General features: G+C 58.3%; 17 protein-coding genes. 8 read left to right on the forward strand and 9 right to left on the reverse strand.

Going from position 1 to position 15,191, the window contains the following annotated elements:
• Positions 1-3: 3 nt before the first annotated feature.
• From folX to ACIF4X_RS16985, 4 genes are all read right to left on the reverse strand, one after another.
• On the reverse strand, positions 4-375 hold the full coding sequence (folX, locus tag ACIF4X_RS16970; RefSeq protein WP_007914273.1) for a dihydroneopterin triphosphate 2'-epimerase: 372 nt from the start codon (positions 373-375) through the stop codon (positions 4-6).
• Entirely contained in the window at positions 376-936 is a 561-nt protein-coding gene (folE, locus tag ACIF4X_RS16975) for a GTP cyclohydrolase I FolE (RefSeq protein WP_397483020.1), read from the reverse strand.
• A 21-nt stretch (positions 937-957) separates the two neighbouring features.
• The gene (gene folM / locus ACIF4X_RS16980) at positions 958-1,668 is read right to left on the reverse strand and encodes a dihydromonapterin reductase (RefSeq protein ID WP_397483021.1); all 711 of its coding nucleotides are present in this window, start codon (positions 1,666-1,668) and stop codon (positions 958-960) included.
• Positions 1,669-1,801: 133 nt separating this feature from the next.
• Positions 1,802-2,368 carry an antibiotic biosynthesis monooxygenase gene (locus tag ACIF4X_RS16985; RefSeq protein ID WP_397483022.1) on the reverse strand — a complete coding sequence of 189 codons (567 nt, stop codon included), beginning with the start codon at positions 2,366-2,368 and terminating at the stop codon, positions 1,802-1,804.
• Between the two features lie 214 nt (positions 2,369-2,582).
• Between ACIF4X_RS16985 and ACIF4X_RS16990 the strand changes: the two genes are divergently transcribed.
• Complete coding sequence (locus ACIF4X_RS16990) at positions 2,583-3,542, forward strand: MerR family transcriptional regulator (protein WP_397483023.1); 960 nt, start codon at positions 2,583-2,585, stop codon at positions 3,540-3,542.
• Between the two features lie 3 nt (positions 3,543-3,545).
• Here the strand turns inward: ACIF4X_RS16990 and ACIF4X_RS16995 are convergent, their stop codons facing one another.
• Together ACIF4X_RS16995 and ACIF4X_RS17000 are read right to left on the reverse strand one after the other, a co-directional pair.
• Entirely contained in the window at positions 3,546-4,151 is a 606-nt protein-coding gene (locus ACIF4X_RS16995) for a hypothetical protein (RefSeq protein WP_122606005.1), read from the reverse strand.
• 54 nt (positions 4,152-4,205) lie between these two features.
• Positions 4,206-4,682, reverse strand: coding sequence for a PAS domain-containing protein (locus tag ACIF4X_RS17000; protein ID WP_397483024.1), 477 nt, complete (start codon positions 4,680-4,682; stop codon positions 4,206-4,208).
• Between the two features lie 154 nt (positions 4,683-4,836).
• Here ACIF4X_RS17000 and ACIF4X_RS17005 point away from each other — a divergent pair, with 154 nt between their 5' ends.
• Positions 4,837-5,292 (forward strand): flavodoxin, encoded by a 456-nt coding sequence (locus ACIF4X_RS17005; RefSeq protein WP_397483025.1) that lies wholly within the window; start codon positions 4,837-4,839, stop codon positions 5,290-5,292.
• Here the strand turns inward: ACIF4X_RS17005 and ACIF4X_RS17010 are convergent.
• Positions 5,282-6,169 carry a LysR family transcriptional regulator gene (locus ACIF4X_RS17010; protein WP_397483026.1) on the reverse strand — a complete coding sequence of 296 codons (888 nt, stop codon included), beginning with the start codon at positions 6,167-6,169 and terminating at the stop codon, positions 5,282-5,284. The genes ACIF4X_RS17005 and ACIF4X_RS17010 overlap by 11 nt on opposite strands.
• Before the next feature lie 96 nt (positions 6,170-6,265).
• On the opposite strand from ACIF4X_RS17010, the gene ACIF4X_RS17015 reads away from it, so the two are divergent.
• From ACIF4X_RS17015 to ACIF4X_RS17035, 5 genes are all read left to right on the forward strand, one after another.
• Positions 6,266-6,652 (forward strand): CidA/LrgA family protein, encoded by a 387-nt coding sequence (locus ACIF4X_RS17015; RefSeq protein WP_397483027.1) that lies wholly within the window; start codon positions 6,266-6,268, stop codon positions 6,650-6,652.
• Entirely contained in the window at positions 6,642-7,328 is a 687-nt protein-coding gene (locus ACIF4X_RS17020) for an LrgB family protein (RefSeq protein ID WP_397483028.1), read from the forward strand. Before ACIF4X_RS17015 ends, ACIF4X_RS17020 begins: the two co-directional genes overlap by 11 nt.
• A gap of 131 nt (positions 7,329-7,459) precedes the next feature.
• Positions 7,460-8,242, forward strand: a complete 783-nt coding sequence (locus tag ACIF4X_RS17025; protein ID WP_397483029.1) for a class II aldolase/adducin family protein — start codon at positions 7,460-7,462, stop codon at positions 8,240-8,242.
• Complete coding sequence (locus ACIF4X_RS17030; RefSeq protein ID WP_397483030.1) at positions 8,242-9,144, forward strand: alpha/beta fold hydrolase; 903 nt, start codon at positions 8,242-8,244, stop codon at positions 9,142-9,144. The genes ACIF4X_RS17025 and ACIF4X_RS17030 overlap by 1 nt, the downstream gene beginning before the upstream one ends.
• A gap of 194 nt (positions 9,145-9,338) precedes the next feature.
• Entirely contained in the window at positions 9,339-10,250 is a 912-nt protein-coding gene (locus tag ACIF4X_RS17035; RefSeq protein WP_116254651.1) for an SDR family oxidoreductase, read from the forward strand.
• Between the two features lie 43 nt (positions 10,251-10,293).
• Here ACIF4X_RS17035 and ACIF4X_RS17040 read toward each other — a convergent pair whose 3' ends face one another.
• Positions 10,294-10,551 (reverse strand): immunity protein, encoded by a 258-nt coding sequence (locus ACIF4X_RS17040; RefSeq protein ID WP_267804456.1) that lies wholly within the window; start codon positions 10,549-10,551, stop codon positions 10,294-10,296.
• Positions 10,548-12,668, reverse strand: coding sequence for an S-type pyocin domain-containing protein (locus ACIF4X_RS17045; RefSeq protein WP_397483031.1), 2,121 nt, complete (start codon positions 12,666-12,668; stop codon positions 10,548-10,550). Before ACIF4X_RS17045 ends, ACIF4X_RS17040 begins: the two co-directional genes overlap by 4 nt.
• Before the next feature lie 723 nt (positions 12,669-13,391).
• Here ACIF4X_RS17045 and ACIF4X_RS17050 point away from each other — a divergent pair.
• Complete coding sequence (locus tag ACIF4X_RS17050) at positions 13,392-15,185, forward strand: DUF1302 domain-containing protein (protein WP_397483032.1); 1,794 nt, start codon at positions 13,392-13,394, stop codon at positions 15,183-15,185.
• Positions 15,186-15,191 lie beyond the last annotated feature (6 nt).

Genomic DNA, 15,191 nt, shown 5'->3' on the forward strand with positions numbered 1-15,191 from the left:
AGCTCAGCGGCTCGCCGCGAGCGTTATCGATACCGATTCGGCAAATCGCAGCGCATGGGGCTTGTCGACTTCGACCTCGGCATACAGCACCGAACCGTTGCTCATCACCAGATCGAGCAATTCCTGAGTCAGGCGTTCGAGCAGCGCAAAACGGTTGCCCTCGACGTGGGCGATGATTGCCTTTGTGATCGTGCGGTAATTCAGCGCGTGATCGATGTCGTTGTCACGCACCGCTTCCTGCGCCGCGTACAAAATGGTCAGGTTGATCAGCACATCCTGCTTGTTGAGGATTTCGTCCTCGTTGATCCCGATAAAGGTGCGCAAGCGCAGATCCTTGACCCGGATGCGCGCCATTCCCGGCTGAAGTTGTGGCATTTACTTGCTCCGTCCAATCAATTGCAGGAACTCCTGGCGGGTGTTGCTCGACTCGCGGAAGGCGCCGAGCATGACCGAGGTGTTCATGGTCGAATTCTGTTTTTCGACACCGCGCATCATCATGCACATGTGTCTGGCCTCGATGACGACGGCGACGCCGGCAGCATCGGTGACCTGTTGCACCGCATCGGCAATTTGCCGGGTGAGGTTTTCCTGAATCTGCAGGCGCCGGGCGAACATGTCCACCAGTCGCGCGATTTTCGACAGGCCCAGTACCTTGCCTGTCGGAATATAAGCCACATGGGCCTTGCCGATGAAGGGCAACAGGTGATGTTCGCACAACGAGTACAACTCGATGTCGGCGACGATGATCATTTCGTCACTGTCCGAGGCAAACAGCGCGCCGTTAACAATGTCATCGACGCTCTGTTCGTAACCGTGACACAGGTATTGCATGGCCTTGGCCGCGCGCGCTGGTGTATCGAGCAGTCCTTCGCGGTCGGGATCCTCACCGAGGCCGATGAGGATTTCGCGGTAGTTCTCGGGCAGTGAGCGGCTCATGGGCAACCTCGCAGGCAGGTGTTATTTGACGTGCCTTCCGCCGTTGACGGTCAGGGTCGTACCGGTGACATAAGGGTTGTCGAGCAGATAGCGCAGGCTCTGGTAGATCACTTCGCTGCCGGGTTCGATGCCCAGCGCGGATTTGGCCAGGGCCTTGGCGCGGTACGCCGCGTCGTCGTCGGGATTGAACAATAGCAGGGCTGGCGCGATGCCGTTGACCTTGATGGCCGGCGCATAGCGGGCGGCGAAGGACAGGGTCAGGCTGTCGAGTCCGGCCTTGGTCGCGCAATAGCCGATGTGCTTGCTGCTGCCTTTGCGGGTGACATCGTCGCTGATGTGGATGATGTCAGCGGGCGTCGAGCGCTTAAGCAATTCAACGCAGTGCAGGTTGATCAGGTACGGCGCGAGCATGTGCAGATTGAACATGCGCGTGAAGGCTTCAGCCTCGCTGTCCGGGGTTTCGGCCAGCCATTCGGAGGCGTTGTGCACGATGGCGCGCAGGCTGTCGGTGTGGGTTTTCAGTTCACTAATGAACGCGAGAATCCCGGCTTCGCTGGAGAAATCGGCAAACAGGCCGATGGCGCCCAGATCGCGCAGTGTCTGCACGCCGGGGCGTTCGCTACGGTAGGTGAAGATGACGCGATAGCCTTCTTCGAGCAACCGCTGCGCGCAATGCAGACCGACACGCTGGCCGGCACCGGTGATGAGGATCGGGGCTGAGGAATCAGGCATGAACGGCTCGCATCGCGGTGGGAGCAAAAACTATAACAGCGACGAGCCTGAAAAGATCGCAGCCTGCGGCAGCTCCTACCCTGGTCTGTGTTCAGTCCTGTAGGAGCTGTCGAGTGCAACGAGGCTGCGATCTTTAATGTTTCTGAGGTGTCGCCGAAACGGGCAGGCGTGCCGGCGTACTGTTCAGCCAGTTCGCCAGCAATCGGGTCGACAATGGAATAAAGAAGTAAACCATCAACGGCGTCAGGCACGCCGTGCTGATCAACACGCGCGGCAACAGAGTCATTTCAGCCAGCAACGGGCCGAGGACAAAGTTGAACAGCAGTGACACCGGGAAGAACGCCAACCAGATCGCGACGGCCTGCTTCCAGCGCGGTGGACGCTGGCCGGCAGCGCCGAACCAGCCTTCGATACCGCTGACCCGGTGCTCTTTCGGGTGGGCGAACAGATCGCTGCCACGACTCAACCACGCGGTGCGTGATGCCGAATGTTCCCACGCATGCAGAGTGTGTTCGTCGACAAAGCGGAAAATGATCTGAAACTCGTTATCGCCGGGCGGCGGGGCGAGTACGCCAGATCCGAGATAACCGGGAAAGTCAGTGGCCAGTTGCTCGCCTTCGCGCAGCCAGGCGATCAGATCCTGATAGCGGCCATCAGCGACGCGACGGGCAACCATCAGCGTGACGGGGGAAGTAGACATTATGTATCTCCGTATTTCGATTGCGTCGCTCCGGGTAGGAGTTTCGCCTGACGCAGGGCCGGGGTAGAGGGCCTGCGTTTTTTACCAAGCAAGGATTATTCCGGTTTTTCACGATTAAACCAGCGACTTTCGTCGCATTTCAGTACTTGAATCCAGTCGGGGCATAAGCGTTAGAATGGGATCCAATCAAACCGACATGGACGTTGAACGCCTTATGCCTGTCATCACGGACGCTAACCCCGCTACGCAGGCCTCTGTTGCGCTTGAACGCGCTGATCTTTTCCCGATCCGTGAAGTCGCACGCCTGACTGGTGTCAATCCGGTGACCTTGCGCGCGTGGGAGCGGCGCTATGGTTTGATTCAGCCGACACGCACCGAAAGTGGGCATCGACTCTATTCGATGACCGATATCGAGCGCGTGCGCAGCATTGTCGACTGGATTGATCGTGGTGTTGCCGTGAGCAAAGTCGGCAAGATTCTGGCCAGGACCGAACCGATGAAAGTGCTGGCACACATCATCCCGGATGATCTTGTACAAGCGGATTACCTGCAGTGGCAGGAGCAGATCCAGCAGGCGGTCAGTGCATTCGATGACCAGCAACTGGATCGGGTTTATGGACAGATTTTCTCTTCCTACGCATTGCCCGTGGTGTTTCAGGACATCCTCATGCCGCTGTGGCTGCAATTGTTGCAGCGCCAGGAGGCGTTCGGGCAAACCAGCGAGTGGCTGTTCTTCGATGGATTCCTGCGGGCGCGGGTGTTGCAACGGATCGTCATGCTGCGTGGCACCCAACCGCGCCGGGTGATCGTCAGCGCGCTGGCCGGGCAATGTCGAGAGCTGGAGTTGCTGGTGGCGGCGTTGTTTCTCAGCGAAAGCAATGCCGGTGTCAGGGTGTTGACCACGGGGCAGCCGTTCGATGAACTGACGCTGGTGTGCGAAAAGATCAAACCTGATGCACTCGTCCTGTTTTCCAATCACGCGCCTGGCGCCGATTTGCCTCGGCGATTGAGCCGGTTGGCGTTAAGCCTCGATTGCCAGTTGATGCTGGCGGGCGATGCTTCAGATCTGGCGCAGGACAGTCTGGCCGGATCTTCTGTTGCGTGTCTGGGCAATGAAGGGGCGAACATGCGTCAGCGCATGCTGCAGTTTCTGGCCGGGAATCTGGATACCTGAAACTCAGGTGTGAAGGGCAGGATGCGTCAGGCGATGCTGCTGCAGGATGAACTGGCGTAGACGCTCGGTTTCATCGGTGTCGGTCTGGCTCAATTCGTAGGCGTAGAAACCGCTCTCGGTTTCCCGTTCGAAATTGCCCCGCAATGAAATCCGCTCGTAACCCGAAGGGCTGAACCACAGCGCGAAATGCTTGGGCGGTTTGGTCTTGTTGCGCACTTCCAGCAGTACACCTTTGTGCGAAACCTCGTGGACCCACAACGTGCCCGGCTGACCCTTGGCGTTTTCCAGGGCTACCGGCTCTTCGAGGGCCAACCGCCATGGCCGCACCATCGGGCCGTCCTCATAAATGCTCGGCACGCCGAGACGCAGATGCAACGCGTGAAACTCGTCTTCCACCAGATGCAACGGGAAGGTCATCTGCTGATTTTCGAAGTTGGCCTGAATGGTCACTTGCTCGTGAGCGGCCAGGCGCGTGAGCAAATCGCGAATCTGCGAACCGCCGTTAACCAGCAGACTCGACGTCGCATCCCGCACGTTCAGTTGCGGGTTGTGCTGCATGGTCTGGATGAAATCCAGCTCATCCTGAGTAAGGAGGGCGTCGCGCTGCATGGCTAACTCGAAAGATATAGTTACAAAGTCATTGGTGATTGTAGTTAATGACAATTAGTTCGCGATTTTGTTTTGACCGTTTGTCGCTTTCAGTGCAGCCAGTTCTGCTTCAAGGGCTGAGACTTGGGCTTCAAGCTGCGCCACGCGCTGCTGAGCCTTGACCTGAACGGTGACGTCCTTCTGCACGCCGACGAAATAAGTCTGCCCGTCATCGGCGTTTTTCACCGTTGAAAGCGACAGTTCATTCCAGAACGGCGTGCCGTCCTTGCGATAGTTACGCAGGATTTCCCGGCACGACCCGTTGTTGCGCAACACATTGCGAATCAGCTCAAGACTCTCCTGGTCACGGTCTCCGGCCTGCAGAAAGCGGCAGTCCTGGTAGAGGATCTCTTCGCTGGTGTAACCGGTCAGACGTTCAAACGCCGGGTTCACATAAATCAGGATATTGTCCTGCTCACCTTCCTTCTCGGCGACCACGATCCCGTCGTTCGACGCATTGATCACCATTTGCAGCAGATTGGCGTTGATCATCTTTGAATCCGTTCAGAGTTGTCAGTGGCTCGCATTCTAGAAGAACCGTAGGCGCTGTCTACTGGCCATTACCGCCAATTGAGATCCAGTCGCAGCTTTGCGCTGGAGGCTGTTACTATCGCCGCTCTTTTTTTCCAGTTTCAGGATCAGATTGATGAAAGTCGCCATCCTCTCCGGTTCGGTCTACGGCACCGCCGAAGAAGTCGCCCGTCACGCCCAGAACCTGTTGAAGGCCGCTGGTTTTGAAACCTTCTACAACTCGCGCTCCAGCCTGGCGGACATTCAAGCCTTCGGTCCCGAGGCGTTTCTCGCGGTGACGTCGACCACCGGCATGGGCGAATTGCCCGACAACCTGCAACCGCTGTACTCAACGATTCGCGACCAATTGCCAGCCGCGTGGCGGGGCTTGCCGGGCGCCGTGATTGCCTTGGGCGATGCCAGTTATGGCGACACTTTTTGCGGCGGTGGCGAGCAAATGCGTGAGCTGTTCGGCGAACTGGGCGTGCGTGAAGTGCAAGAGATGCTGCGCATCGACGCCAGCGAAAGCGTCACTCCGGAAACCGACGCCGAGCCTTGGCTGGCGCAGTTGATTGCCGCGCTCAAGGGCTGATTGCGCGCTCACCCAACAGCGCCAGCCATGCCTGCGCCGCTTTCGACAGATACGCGCCGCGCCGCCAGATAAACGCGATATCCCAACGCAGATAATCCGGCGCGCGCAAGGTCAGGCGGACCACGCCTGGCCGCACCAGACCCCGTGCGACCACGCTGGGCAACAGCACCACGCCTTGCCCGGCGGCCACTAGCGCCGCGAGAAAATCGGCCTGACCGCTGCGTCCGCCTTCCTTCGGCGTGAAGCCCAGTTGCTGGCAAGCCTGCAGCAAGCGGTCATTGAGCACGAAGCTGCGCTGATAGAGCAGAAAGGGCGTCTCGGCCAATTCCTCCAGACCAATCTCGCCCCGATCGGCCAGTGGATGATCCACTGGTAGCAGGGCGTCGAGTGGCTCATCGCAAAACGGCTGACAGTCGAATTGTGGATCCTTGGGCAACAGACTGCCGCCCAATTCCAGTTCACCGCTCAGCACAGCTTGCTCGATATTGCGGCTGCCGCCTTCGAGCAGCTGGATGCTGATATTCGGATAGCGCCGCCGGTATTCGGCAAACAGTCCGGCGAACAGCGCGTCACTGCCCAGCAGTGGCAGGCCGAGGCGCAGTTCACCACGCGCCAAATGACTGAGGTCGTCCAGTTCCGCGAGCAATTCATTGCGCAGGCGCAGCATGCCCTCGGCCCGTTGCAGCACCACGCTGCCAGCGGCGGTCAGGCGCAACTGCGAACCGAGCCGTTCGAGCAACGGCGTGCCGAGGCTCTGCTCCAGTTGCGCGATTTGTTTGCTCACCGCAGATTGGCTGATGTGCAGGGTTTTTGCGGCTTGGGTGAAACCGCCCTGATGCATGACTTCGACGAAACTGCGCAGCTGTTTGAATTCCATTGCCTGATTCCATTTTGGAATGGGTTTGAGTCTAACAATTCGCTTCGGGGATGGCAGGTCACTTCGTAAAATGGGCTTCTGTAAGGAGCCAACCTCATGAACGCCGCCCGCTTCAAACATCTTTCCCGTCTCTTCGTCGAACTCGCCGTGTTACTCGGTCTCTACTTGCTCGGCTGCCAACTCGCCGCATGGCTAGCCTGGCCGATTCCCGGGGGCGTGATTGGCATGGCGCTTTTGTTGCTGGCATTTGCCTTTGGCTGGGTCAAACCGGCGGCGCTGCAATTGGGCGCAGGATTGCTGATGGCCGAGATGCTGTTGTTCTTTATTCCGGCGCTGATGAGTCTGCTCGACTATGGCGCGCTGTTGCGCAATGACGGCTGGCGGATCTTGTTGGTGATCGCCGCCAGCACGTTGATGGTGATGCTGGTCACCGCGTTCACCGTCGAACTTGCGGTGCGCATGAGGCGGTCTCATGAAGCTTGAATGGATGCCGATGTTCTGGCTGGCCTTCACCCTGTTGGCATACCTGTTCAGCCGCTGGTTGTATCGACGCACCGGGCGCTACGTGTTGTCGCCGCTGATTCTGGTGCCGGCGTTGCTGCTGGCGCTCGCCGTGCCTCTGCACACCGCTTATGCCGAATATTCCAGCAACACCCATTGGCTGATGCTAGTGCTGGGCCCGGTGACCGTCGCCTTCGCCGTGCCGATCTGGCAGCAACGCCGTTTGTTGATACGGCACTGGTCGGCACTGCTGCTGGGTATGGTTGCCGGTAGTGCTGCATCGATCGGCACCTCATTCGGACTGGCCAAGGCGCTGGCGCTCGACAGCTCGGTGACGATGTCACTGGTGCCGCGCTCGATCACCACACCCTTCGCCATGCCGCTGGCACAGAACCTGGGTGGCGTGCCGGAGTTGACGGCAGTCTTTGTAATGTTCACCGGTGTGTTTGGCGCGATGCTCGGCGGCGTGTTGTTGAAGTGGTTGCCGTTGCGCAGTGCTTTGGCGCGCGGTGCCTTGTTCGGGGTTGGCGCGCACGGTGCCGGGGTCAGCCGGGCCCATGAGGTGGGCGGCGAAGAAGGCTCTGTCGCCGGCCTGGTGATGGTGCTGACCGGGTTGCTCAATCTGTTCGCCGCGCCTTTGTTGGCGTCGTTGCTTTGACATGGATCCAAGGTGTTTGCGTTGCTGACTCGGTCAGTCATCAAGCTGGCTGCCAATGCAACTACGCGATCCTCTGCGCCTGACTAGACTGCTGACACGTGCAGAACAATAAGAACGCAGAGGTGCATACAGTGAGCGTAGCCCCCGTCCAATCGTCCCTTAATGTCAAAGACCAGGTCAGCGCCGCAGAGTGGCAGGCCCGCGTCGATCTCGCCGCTTGTTATCGTCTGGTCGCCGCCCATGGCTGGGACGATCTGATCTTCACGCATATTTCCGCCAAGGTGCCGGGCACCGAAGATTTCCTGATCAACCCGTTCGGTCTGATGTTTCACGAGATCACCGCGTCGAGCCTGGTGAAAGTCGATCAGGCCGGCAACAAACTCATGGACAGCCCCTACGAGATCAACCCCGCCGGTTATACGATCCACAGCGCCGTGCACGAAGTGCGGCACGATGTGGTTTGCGTGCTGCATACGCACACCGCTTCCGGTGTCGCGGTGTCGGCGCAAAAGCAGGGGGTGTTGCCGATCAGTCAGCAGTCGCTGTTCGTGCTGTCCAGCCTGGCCTATCACGCTTACGAAGGTGTGGCGCTGAACCACGAAGAGAAGGCGCGCCTTCAGGCTGATCTGGGCGAGAACAATTTCCTGATGCTGCACAACCACGGTCTGCTGACCTGTGGCGGCACCATCGCCGACACCTTTCTGATGATGTTCACCTTCCAGCGCGCCTGCGACATTCAGGTCATGGCGCAAACCGGTGGTGCTGAGCTCATCGCCATCGAACCGCACATACTGGCGGGCGCCAAAGCGATGATCGCCGGCGTCACCAAAAGTGCTCAAGGCATGGGTGGTGCGCTGGCCTGGCCGGCGTTGCTGCGCAAACTCGATAAACAAGACCCCGGATATAAACTCTAATGCCTCTTGCCGAGATTCCTCTGTGTGTCTGGCGTAAACGCAGCCAGACGTTTGTCTTTCGTGGCCAGCCGATTCGTTACTGGACGGCGGGGCAAGGTGAGCCGCTGTTGCTGATCCACGGTTTCCCGACCGCCAGTTGGGATTGGCACTACCTGTGGCAGCCACTGGCCCAGCGTTATCGGGTGATTGCCTGTGACATGCTCGGTTTTGGCGATTCGGCGAAACCGCTCAATCACACCTACAGCCTGCTGGAACAGGCTGACCTGCAACAGGCATTGCTCGCACACTTGCACGTTGAACAACCGGTGCATGTGCTGGCGCATGATTACGGTGACAGCGTTGCCCAGGAACTGCTCGCTCGCCACTACGAAGACAAGATCGAGGTCGCCAGTTGCGTGTTTCTCAACGGTGGTCTCTTCCCGGAAACCCATCGCCCGGTATTGATGCAGAAATTGCTGCTCAGTCCGTTGGGCTGGATGATCGGCCGCGCGTTCACCCGCGATGCTTTGGTGAAAAGTTTCCGGCAGATCTTTGGCCCGCAGACCCGTCCCACTGAAAGTGAGCTGGACGATTTCTGGAGCCTGGTCGACAGCAATCGCGGGCCACGGATCATGCACAAATTGATCAGCTACATTCCCGAACGCCGGGTGCAACGCGATCGCTGGGTGACGGCGATGCAGCGCGGTGAAATTCCGTTGCGGGTGATCGATGGCGAGGTCGATCCGATTTCCGGGGCGCACATGGTCGAGCGTTACCGCGAATTGATCGCTGACGCGGACACGGTGTTGTTGCCGGGCATCGGCCACTATCCACAGACCGAAGCGCCGGTGCAGGTGCTCAAGCACTATCTGGCGTTTCGCGAGCGTTTTGTGCTGCCACCGCGCAAAGTCGCCTGCTCCTGAAAGATCAAAAGATCGCAGCCTGCGGCAGCTCCTACATTAGATTTGTGTAGGAGCTGCCGCGATCTTTTGATCTTTTGACGCCCTCATCATCCCCCAACCTTATCGCGCACCATTCAGCCTCAGCCGTATTCGTTGTGACCCAAAGCCCAGTGCCTGACACTCAGGATCAATACTGGCCTGCTGGAGTTGCTGCGATGAATGAGTCTGTGCGTTTCGAAGATAAAGTCGTCATCGTCACCGGAGCCGGTGGTGGCCTCGGACGCGCCCACGCATTGTTGTTTGCCAGACAGGGTGCCAAGGTGTTGGTCAACGACCTCGGCGGCTCGACGCAGGGCGAGGGTGCCAATGCGTCGGCTGCCGACCGCGTCGTCGCCGAGATCCGCGAGGCCGGCGGCATTGCCGAAGCCAACCATGACTCGGTCACCGACGGCGACAAACTGGTGCAAAACGCCCTCGATGTCTTCGGCCGCGTCGACGTTGTCGTCAACAACGCCGGCATCCTGCGCGACAAGACCTTCCACAAAATGGACGACGCCGACTGGGATCTGGTCTACCGCGTCCACGTCGAAGGCGCCTACAAAGTCACCCGCGCCGCGTGGCCACATATGCGCGAGCAAAACTATGGCCGGGTGATTTTCACCGCCTCGACCTCGGGCATCTACGGCAACTTCGGCCAGTCCAACTACGGCATGGCCAAACTGGGCCTCTACGGCCTGACCCGCACCCTGGCCATCGAAGGCCGTAAAAACAACATCCTCGTCAACGCCATCGCCCCAACCGGCGGCACGCGTATGACTGAAGGTCTGATTCCGCCGCAAGTATTCGAGCAACTGAAACCGGAACTGGTCAGCCCGCTGGTGGTGTATCTGGCCAGTGAGCAATGCCAGGAAACGTCCGGACTGTTTGAAGTGGGTGGCGGCTGGATGGGCAAGGTGCGTTGGGAACGCAGCCTCGGTGCTGGTTTTGATCCGCGCGTAGGTTTCTCGCCGGAAGATGTCGCGGCGCACTGGCAGCAGATTTGTGATTTCGAAGGGGCGGCGCATCCGAAGGACAACATTGAGGCGCTGAAAGAGATGATGGCGAATTTGCAGAAGTATTCGCTTTAGTGATGAGGCCACCAAGCTTGGGCTTGGTGGCCTGCATTGCTACTTAAGAATACGTGTTGTCAGTCATGAATCTGGGCGCTCGCCAGTTAGGCCCTTTGACGGCAACTGGTCCGCTGCCATTGGCTAAAATGCCTTGCTCGAAGAGTCGTGCATAGGTTTCAAGCAATTCGCCGCTTGCAATAACTTCGGACCTGTAGCGCCCGAACATTCTGTCTAGGGATGGTATAGCGGAGCCGAGTGCGAACACGGTTAGTACATCTTCTACAGATTCATTTTTTACTATTTGCTCGACGATGCTCATTGCTGACCTCCTTTCAACAGATTCTTGAAAAACACTTCATCTTGCTTGTCTGCAGCGGCAATGGCGTCTTTGGAATAGAGCAAAGACTCATCGTCGCGAAGCTTGAAATCTTCTAGCGCAGCTGTATGCGCATTGTTCCAAAGAGGCGAATCTTTGTCTGGCTTGAAATCGTCCCCAAGTCCCAGTGCGCGAAACCTTTCGAGCTCGCGAACCTCATGGGTGTAATAGCGTAAATCCGTATCGGTGAGCATCCAGTGCCCGCTGAGAATTTTTTCCAGACGTTGAATCATGATTTCGTTGGCATCTGATTGGTCAAGTCTAGCTATATGCAGTTTCACAGCATCAATTCCGGCTTGAGTGATAACCGCTGTTCGCCAATCCAGATCAAGTATTGGGCCACCTGCCTGCTCTGGATTGAAATCGCGGCCACTGTATTTACCCTTGGTGGTTGCCCCCGCATAAGGACTGCTGAACACCACATACAGCGGTGCAATCCCCGAATTATCGGGAAACACGATGATAAATCGTTCCCAGCCCTCAATCAGCACGGGATGTAGATCCAGTCGTCCTTCAATCGGAACAATAGGAGCGCCTGAATAGGCTGGCGAATCAGTCTCGGCAATGGGCGATGCAGTCGAACTGTTACCCGGCGAGATAGCGGGTGTCCAGGTCAGAAAGTCCGTCGGCGAATCTGGTAGCGCTACTTCATAAACATCATTCAGCAAGTCATAGGCCGCATTCAGAACCAGCACACTCGAGCGGATATGGAAGTCATCGCTGGTGGCGACGAAGACTTCCGCGCCCGCACCCAGCGGCCTTACACCCAAGCCTACGGGCAGCTCCAGCGTGCCTTGCCGATCTGCTATTTCGCGCAGTATCTGTGCAGACTCCGGCGACAACTCGGCCAGGGGAACACTTAGGGAAAAGCGCTCGCCGTTGCCCAGGCGTGAAGGCATCAGCAGCGCCGCGAAACCTACCAGTACCGGACCGCTGATCAGCGCCGACCCTGCCGCTTTCAGGGTCTGTATTCCTGTCCGCAGTCCGTTGAGAATTGCGGATGATGCTTCTGGAGAAAGACGAGTGGCTTGTGAGGCTAAGGACAACACCGGACTGGTTGAGGCCGTCGCGCCTGAAGCCGGGTAAACATGCTGGACCTCTGGTGTCAGGCGCTCCTGCCGTTGTAACGCCTCGATACGCTGCTCCATTTCTGCTTGCAGACGTGCCTGCTCGGCGGCAAACGCACGTTTCGCGGCTTCGGCTTTGGCCTTTGCCTTTGCTTCGGCCTCCGCGCTCAACAATGCGGCGATGCGTGCTTGTTCCCGTGCTTCATCTTCAGCCTTGATTCTTGCGATTTCGGCTTCCTGACGTTGTTTCTCCGCCAATCCAGCCAGTCGTGTCTGTTCACGTATGCGAATCAGTTCCTGCTCTCGACGTGTTGCTTCTGCAGCTTCTCTGTGTCGTTGCTGTTCGGCTGCGACCCGCGCGTGTTCTGCAGCCAAACGCTGGGCCTCAGCCGCTACCGCCTGCGCTTGATCCTGAGCTTGCACTGCGGCCAGCCAATTGAGTACGCCGACCTGTTGCTGGTTGAGAAGCGCCAGTGTCTGGCCAAGCAAGCGCGCTTCGTGAGCCGCTCGAAAGGACTCGCTCCACAACGCTCTACTCCTGGCCCCCGCGCCGCTGGTTCGGCGGATAGCGGAGGCCTGATTCAGGTAATCCTGGAAGGTTTTCCCCAGCGGATCGCTGCCAAAAAAGCGGTTTGCGATCGCGGTCTGCCTCTGAAACTCTGCGGTCTTGCGGTGAATCAGCGTATTCCTGACGCCCACTTCGCGGGCCAGTGCAGCAGCGGGCGGAAGAGGATTTGTCGGGCCTTCCAGTCTGGTTGCCGCCAGTTCCACTTCGATGGACTGAGGTATTGAGACGGATTTTGCGTTGAACTCTTGTTCAACGGTGGTTTGCGTCTCGAACATCAATTGGCGGGTTTGCGCATTGGCGCCGGCAGGTCCGAACGTTCCACTGTAGGTGTAACCCACATTGCTTTCTTTGAATGGCTCGTAATTATCGGGGGCGGGTGCCTCGATACGTGTTTCATCCAGTTCTAAGAATGGAGGTCTTTGCATATTCATGTCCTTTTGAATGTGCGTGATAACTCGCTGGCAAGTCAGCGCGGCCGATAGTGACGTCCGTGTCACCAGCGAGGGGTTGAGGTGTTTCAAGTTACATCAGAGTTGCTGTTACAAAATCTGAGAACCCCGTAAGTAACAGGGTGTTGTTTTGAGAGATTTTTCGCGGACTAATAACAAAGCGGGGAGAATTCTTCTGCGCAGCAGGAAAGGTCCGACGTTGTTCTCTGAGAGTGTTTGCAGGTCGTAGGGAATACTGTTTTCAACAGCCATAAAAAAGGCCGCTGCAAACGCAGCGGCCAAGGTAAGACGTTGGATCAAGGAGCTACAAATCAACGTCAGTGAACACCGGGGCGATAAACCGAAGTCTTCGATTTATCTGAAATCTGTCAGCAATGGCCTGAGTTGCTCAAAGGCCAGTGCTTCGTGCTTCACGGCGTGTCCCGTGAAAGCGCGTTCAGAATAAGGTCTAGAGTGCGTAGGAAAAATACCGATTCCGGACATGCACTGTTGCGGGGCATGCAACAGTCCCGTGATCCGAAGCGCTCCATGCGCTGCACTGATGATCCTCCATCCAGCCGATCCATGACCGGCGCAAAGCCCCGCCGTGCAAGGCCATTCATCCTTTCGAGCGACAACACGAATACCTCCTTGGTGCGCTTATCGACGCGGTTGCCCGGCAGTAGGGTGGGGCCTTCTGTCACTCACCGGGGAAGACGCATGACAAAAACAACAATGCGCGCCATCTTCACACCGCAGGCGCTGGCAGCCGCGGTGGCTCTGGGTTGCTGCGCCCAGGCGCAAGCGGTTGCGTTCAACATTGGCGAAATCGAGGGCACGTTCGACTCGTCGCTGTCGATCGGTGCGAGTTGGGGCATGCGCGATGCCGACAAGTCGCTGGTCGGCACGGTCAATGGTGGTACCGGGCAATCTTCGACTGGTGATGACGGACGTTTGAATTTCAAGAAGGGCGAGACCTTCTCGAAAATCTTCAAAGGCATTCACGACCTCGAACTCAAGTACGGCGACACCGGTGTCTTCGTGCGCGGCAAGTACTGGTATGACTTCGAGCTGAAGGATGAAGACCGCGAGTTCAAACCGATCAGCGACAGCGGCCGCAAGGAAGGCGCGAAGTCTTCCGGCGCACAAATTCTTGATGCATTCGTCTATCACAACTATTCCATCGCCGACCTGCCGGGCACCGTGCGCGCGGGCAAGCAGGTAGTGAGCTGGGGCGAAAGCACCTTCATCGGCAACTCGATCAATAGCATCAACCCGATCGACGTCTCGGCGTTTCGGCGCCCCGGTGCGGAGATCAAGGAGGGCCTGATTCCGGTCAACATGTTGTTTGGCTCGCAGGGCCTGACCGATCAACTGACCGTTGAAGGCTTCTATCAACTGGAATGGGACCAGACCGTTCTCGACAACTGCGGCACCTTCTTCGGTGTCGACGTGGCGGCGGACGGGTGCAACAACGGCTACACCGTCGGCAACCCGGCGATCGCACCGTTTGTTCCGCTGACCCAGGCCTTTGGACAAGGCATTCAGGTGACTCGCGAAGGCGTGGTGATTCCTCGTGGCGGCGACCGTGATGCGCGGGATTCCGGGCAGTGGGGGACGGCGTTGCGCTGGCTCGGTGATGACACCGAATATGGCCTGTACTTCATGAACTACCACAGCCGTACGCCGGCCGTCGGCACCACTACCGCCGGACTGTCGACGCTGGCGGCATTGCCGGGCATGGTCGGCATCGCCAATGGCCTGGCCCCCGGCAGCGGTTCCGGTCTGGCGCAGAGCGTGATGCTTGGACGCGGTGGGTACTACCTTGAGTACCCGGAGGACATTCGTCTCTACGGCGCGAGTTTTTCCACCACATTACCCACCGGCACGGCATGGACTGGCGAGATCAGCTACCGTCCGAACGCTCCGGTGCAGGTCAACACCAACGACCTGACGCTGGCACTGCTCAACCCTATTGCGGGTGGCACGGCGTCGCCACTTTCGACGTCACCGGGTGCGGACAACAAAGGCTATCGGCGCAAAGAAGTCACGCAAATCCAGAGCACCCTCACGCACTTTTTCGATCAGGTCTGGGGCGCTCAACGTTTGACCCTGGTCGGTGAAGCCGCTGTGGTGCGGGTCGGCGGTCTGGAGTCGCGCGACAAGCTGCGTTATGGCCGCGACTCGGTTTACGGGCAGTACGGTTTTGGTGGCGACACCGACGGTTTCGTTACCTCTACGTCATGGGGTTACCGCGCTCGGGCGATCCTCGATTACGCCAACGTGATCGGCGGGATCAACCTCAAACCCAACCTGTCGTGGTCGCATGACGTCGCCGGTTACGGCCCCAACGGCCTGTTCAACGAAGGCGCGAAAGCGATCAGCGTCGGCGTCGATGCCGACTACCGCAACACCTACACCGCGAGCCTCAGTTACACCGACTTTTTCGGTGGTGATTACAACGTCCTCGAAGACCGTGACTTCGTGGCGCTGAGCTTCGGCGTGAACTTCTGATCTGCC

It is taken from the genome of Pseudomonas sp. NPDC085632, from assembly GCF_044541255.1.
GTDB lineage: Bacteria > Pseudomonadota > Gammaproteobacteria > Pseudomonadales > Pseudomonadaceae > Aquipseudomonas.

Bases quoted from the DNA above. Each gene is read 5' to 3' on its own strand.
- folX (WP_007914273.1), bottom strand. From the start codon at position 375: ATGCCACAACTTCAGCCGGGAATGGCGCGCATCCGGGTCAAGGATCTG.
- folE (WP_397483020.1), bottom strand. From the start codon at position 936: ATGAGCCGCTCACTGCCCGAGAACTACCGCGAAATCCTCATCGGCCTC.
- folM (WP_397483021.1), bottom strand. From the start codon at position 1,668: ATGCCTGATTCCTCAGCCCCGATCCTCATCACCGGTGCCGGCCAGCGT.
- ACIF4X_RS16985 (WP_397483022.1), bottom strand. From the start codon at position 2,368: ATGTCTACTTCCCCCGTCACGCTGATGGTTGCCCGTCGCGTCGCTGAT.
- ACIF4X_RS16990 (WP_397483023.1), top strand. From the start codon at position 2,583: ATGCCTGTCATCACGGACGCTAACCCCGCTACGCAGGCCTCTGTTGCG.
- ACIF4X_RS16995 (WP_122606005.1), bottom strand. From the start codon at position 4,151: ATGCAGCGCGACGCCCTCCTTACTCAGGATGAGCTGGATTTCATCCAG.
- ACIF4X_RS17000 (WP_397483024.1), bottom strand. From the start codon at position 4,682: ATGATCAACGCCAATCTGCTGCAAATGGTGATCAATGCGTCGAACGAC.
- ACIF4X_RS17005 (WP_397483025.1), top strand. From the start codon at position 4,837: ATGAAAGTCGCCATCCTCTCCGGTTCGGTCTACGGCACCGCCGAAGAA.
- ACIF4X_RS17010 (WP_397483026.1), bottom strand. From the start codon at position 6,169: ATGGAATTCAAACAGCTGCGCAGTTTCGTCGAAGTCATGCATCAGGGC.
- ACIF4X_RS17015 (WP_397483027.1), top strand. From the start codon at position 6,266: ATGAACGCCGCCCGCTTCAAACATCTTTCCCGTCTCTTCGTCGAACTC.
- ACIF4X_RS17020 (WP_397483028.1), top strand. From the start codon at position 6,642: ATGAAGCTTGAATGGATGCCGATGTTCTGGCTGGCCTTCACCCTGTTG.
- ACIF4X_RS17030 (WP_397483030.1), top strand. From the start codon at position 8,242: ATGCCTCTTGCCGAGATTCCTCTGTGTGTCTGGCGTAAACGCAGCCAG.
- ACIF4X_RS17035 (WP_116254651.1), top strand. From the start codon at position 9,339: ATGAATGAGTCTGTGCGTTTCGAAGATAAAGTCGTCATCGTCACCGGA.
- ACIF4X_RS17040 (WP_267804456.1), bottom strand. From the start codon at position 10,551: ATGAGCATCGTCGAGCAAATAGTAAAAAATGAATCTGTAGAAGATGTA.
- ACIF4X_RS17045 (WP_397483031.1), bottom strand. From the start codon at position 12,668: ATGCAAAGACCTCCATTCTTAGAACTGGATGAAACACGTATCGAGGCA.
- ACIF4X_RS17050 (WP_397483032.1), top strand. From the start codon at position 13,392: ATGACAAAAACAACAATGCGCGCCATCTTCACACCGCAGGCGCTGGCA.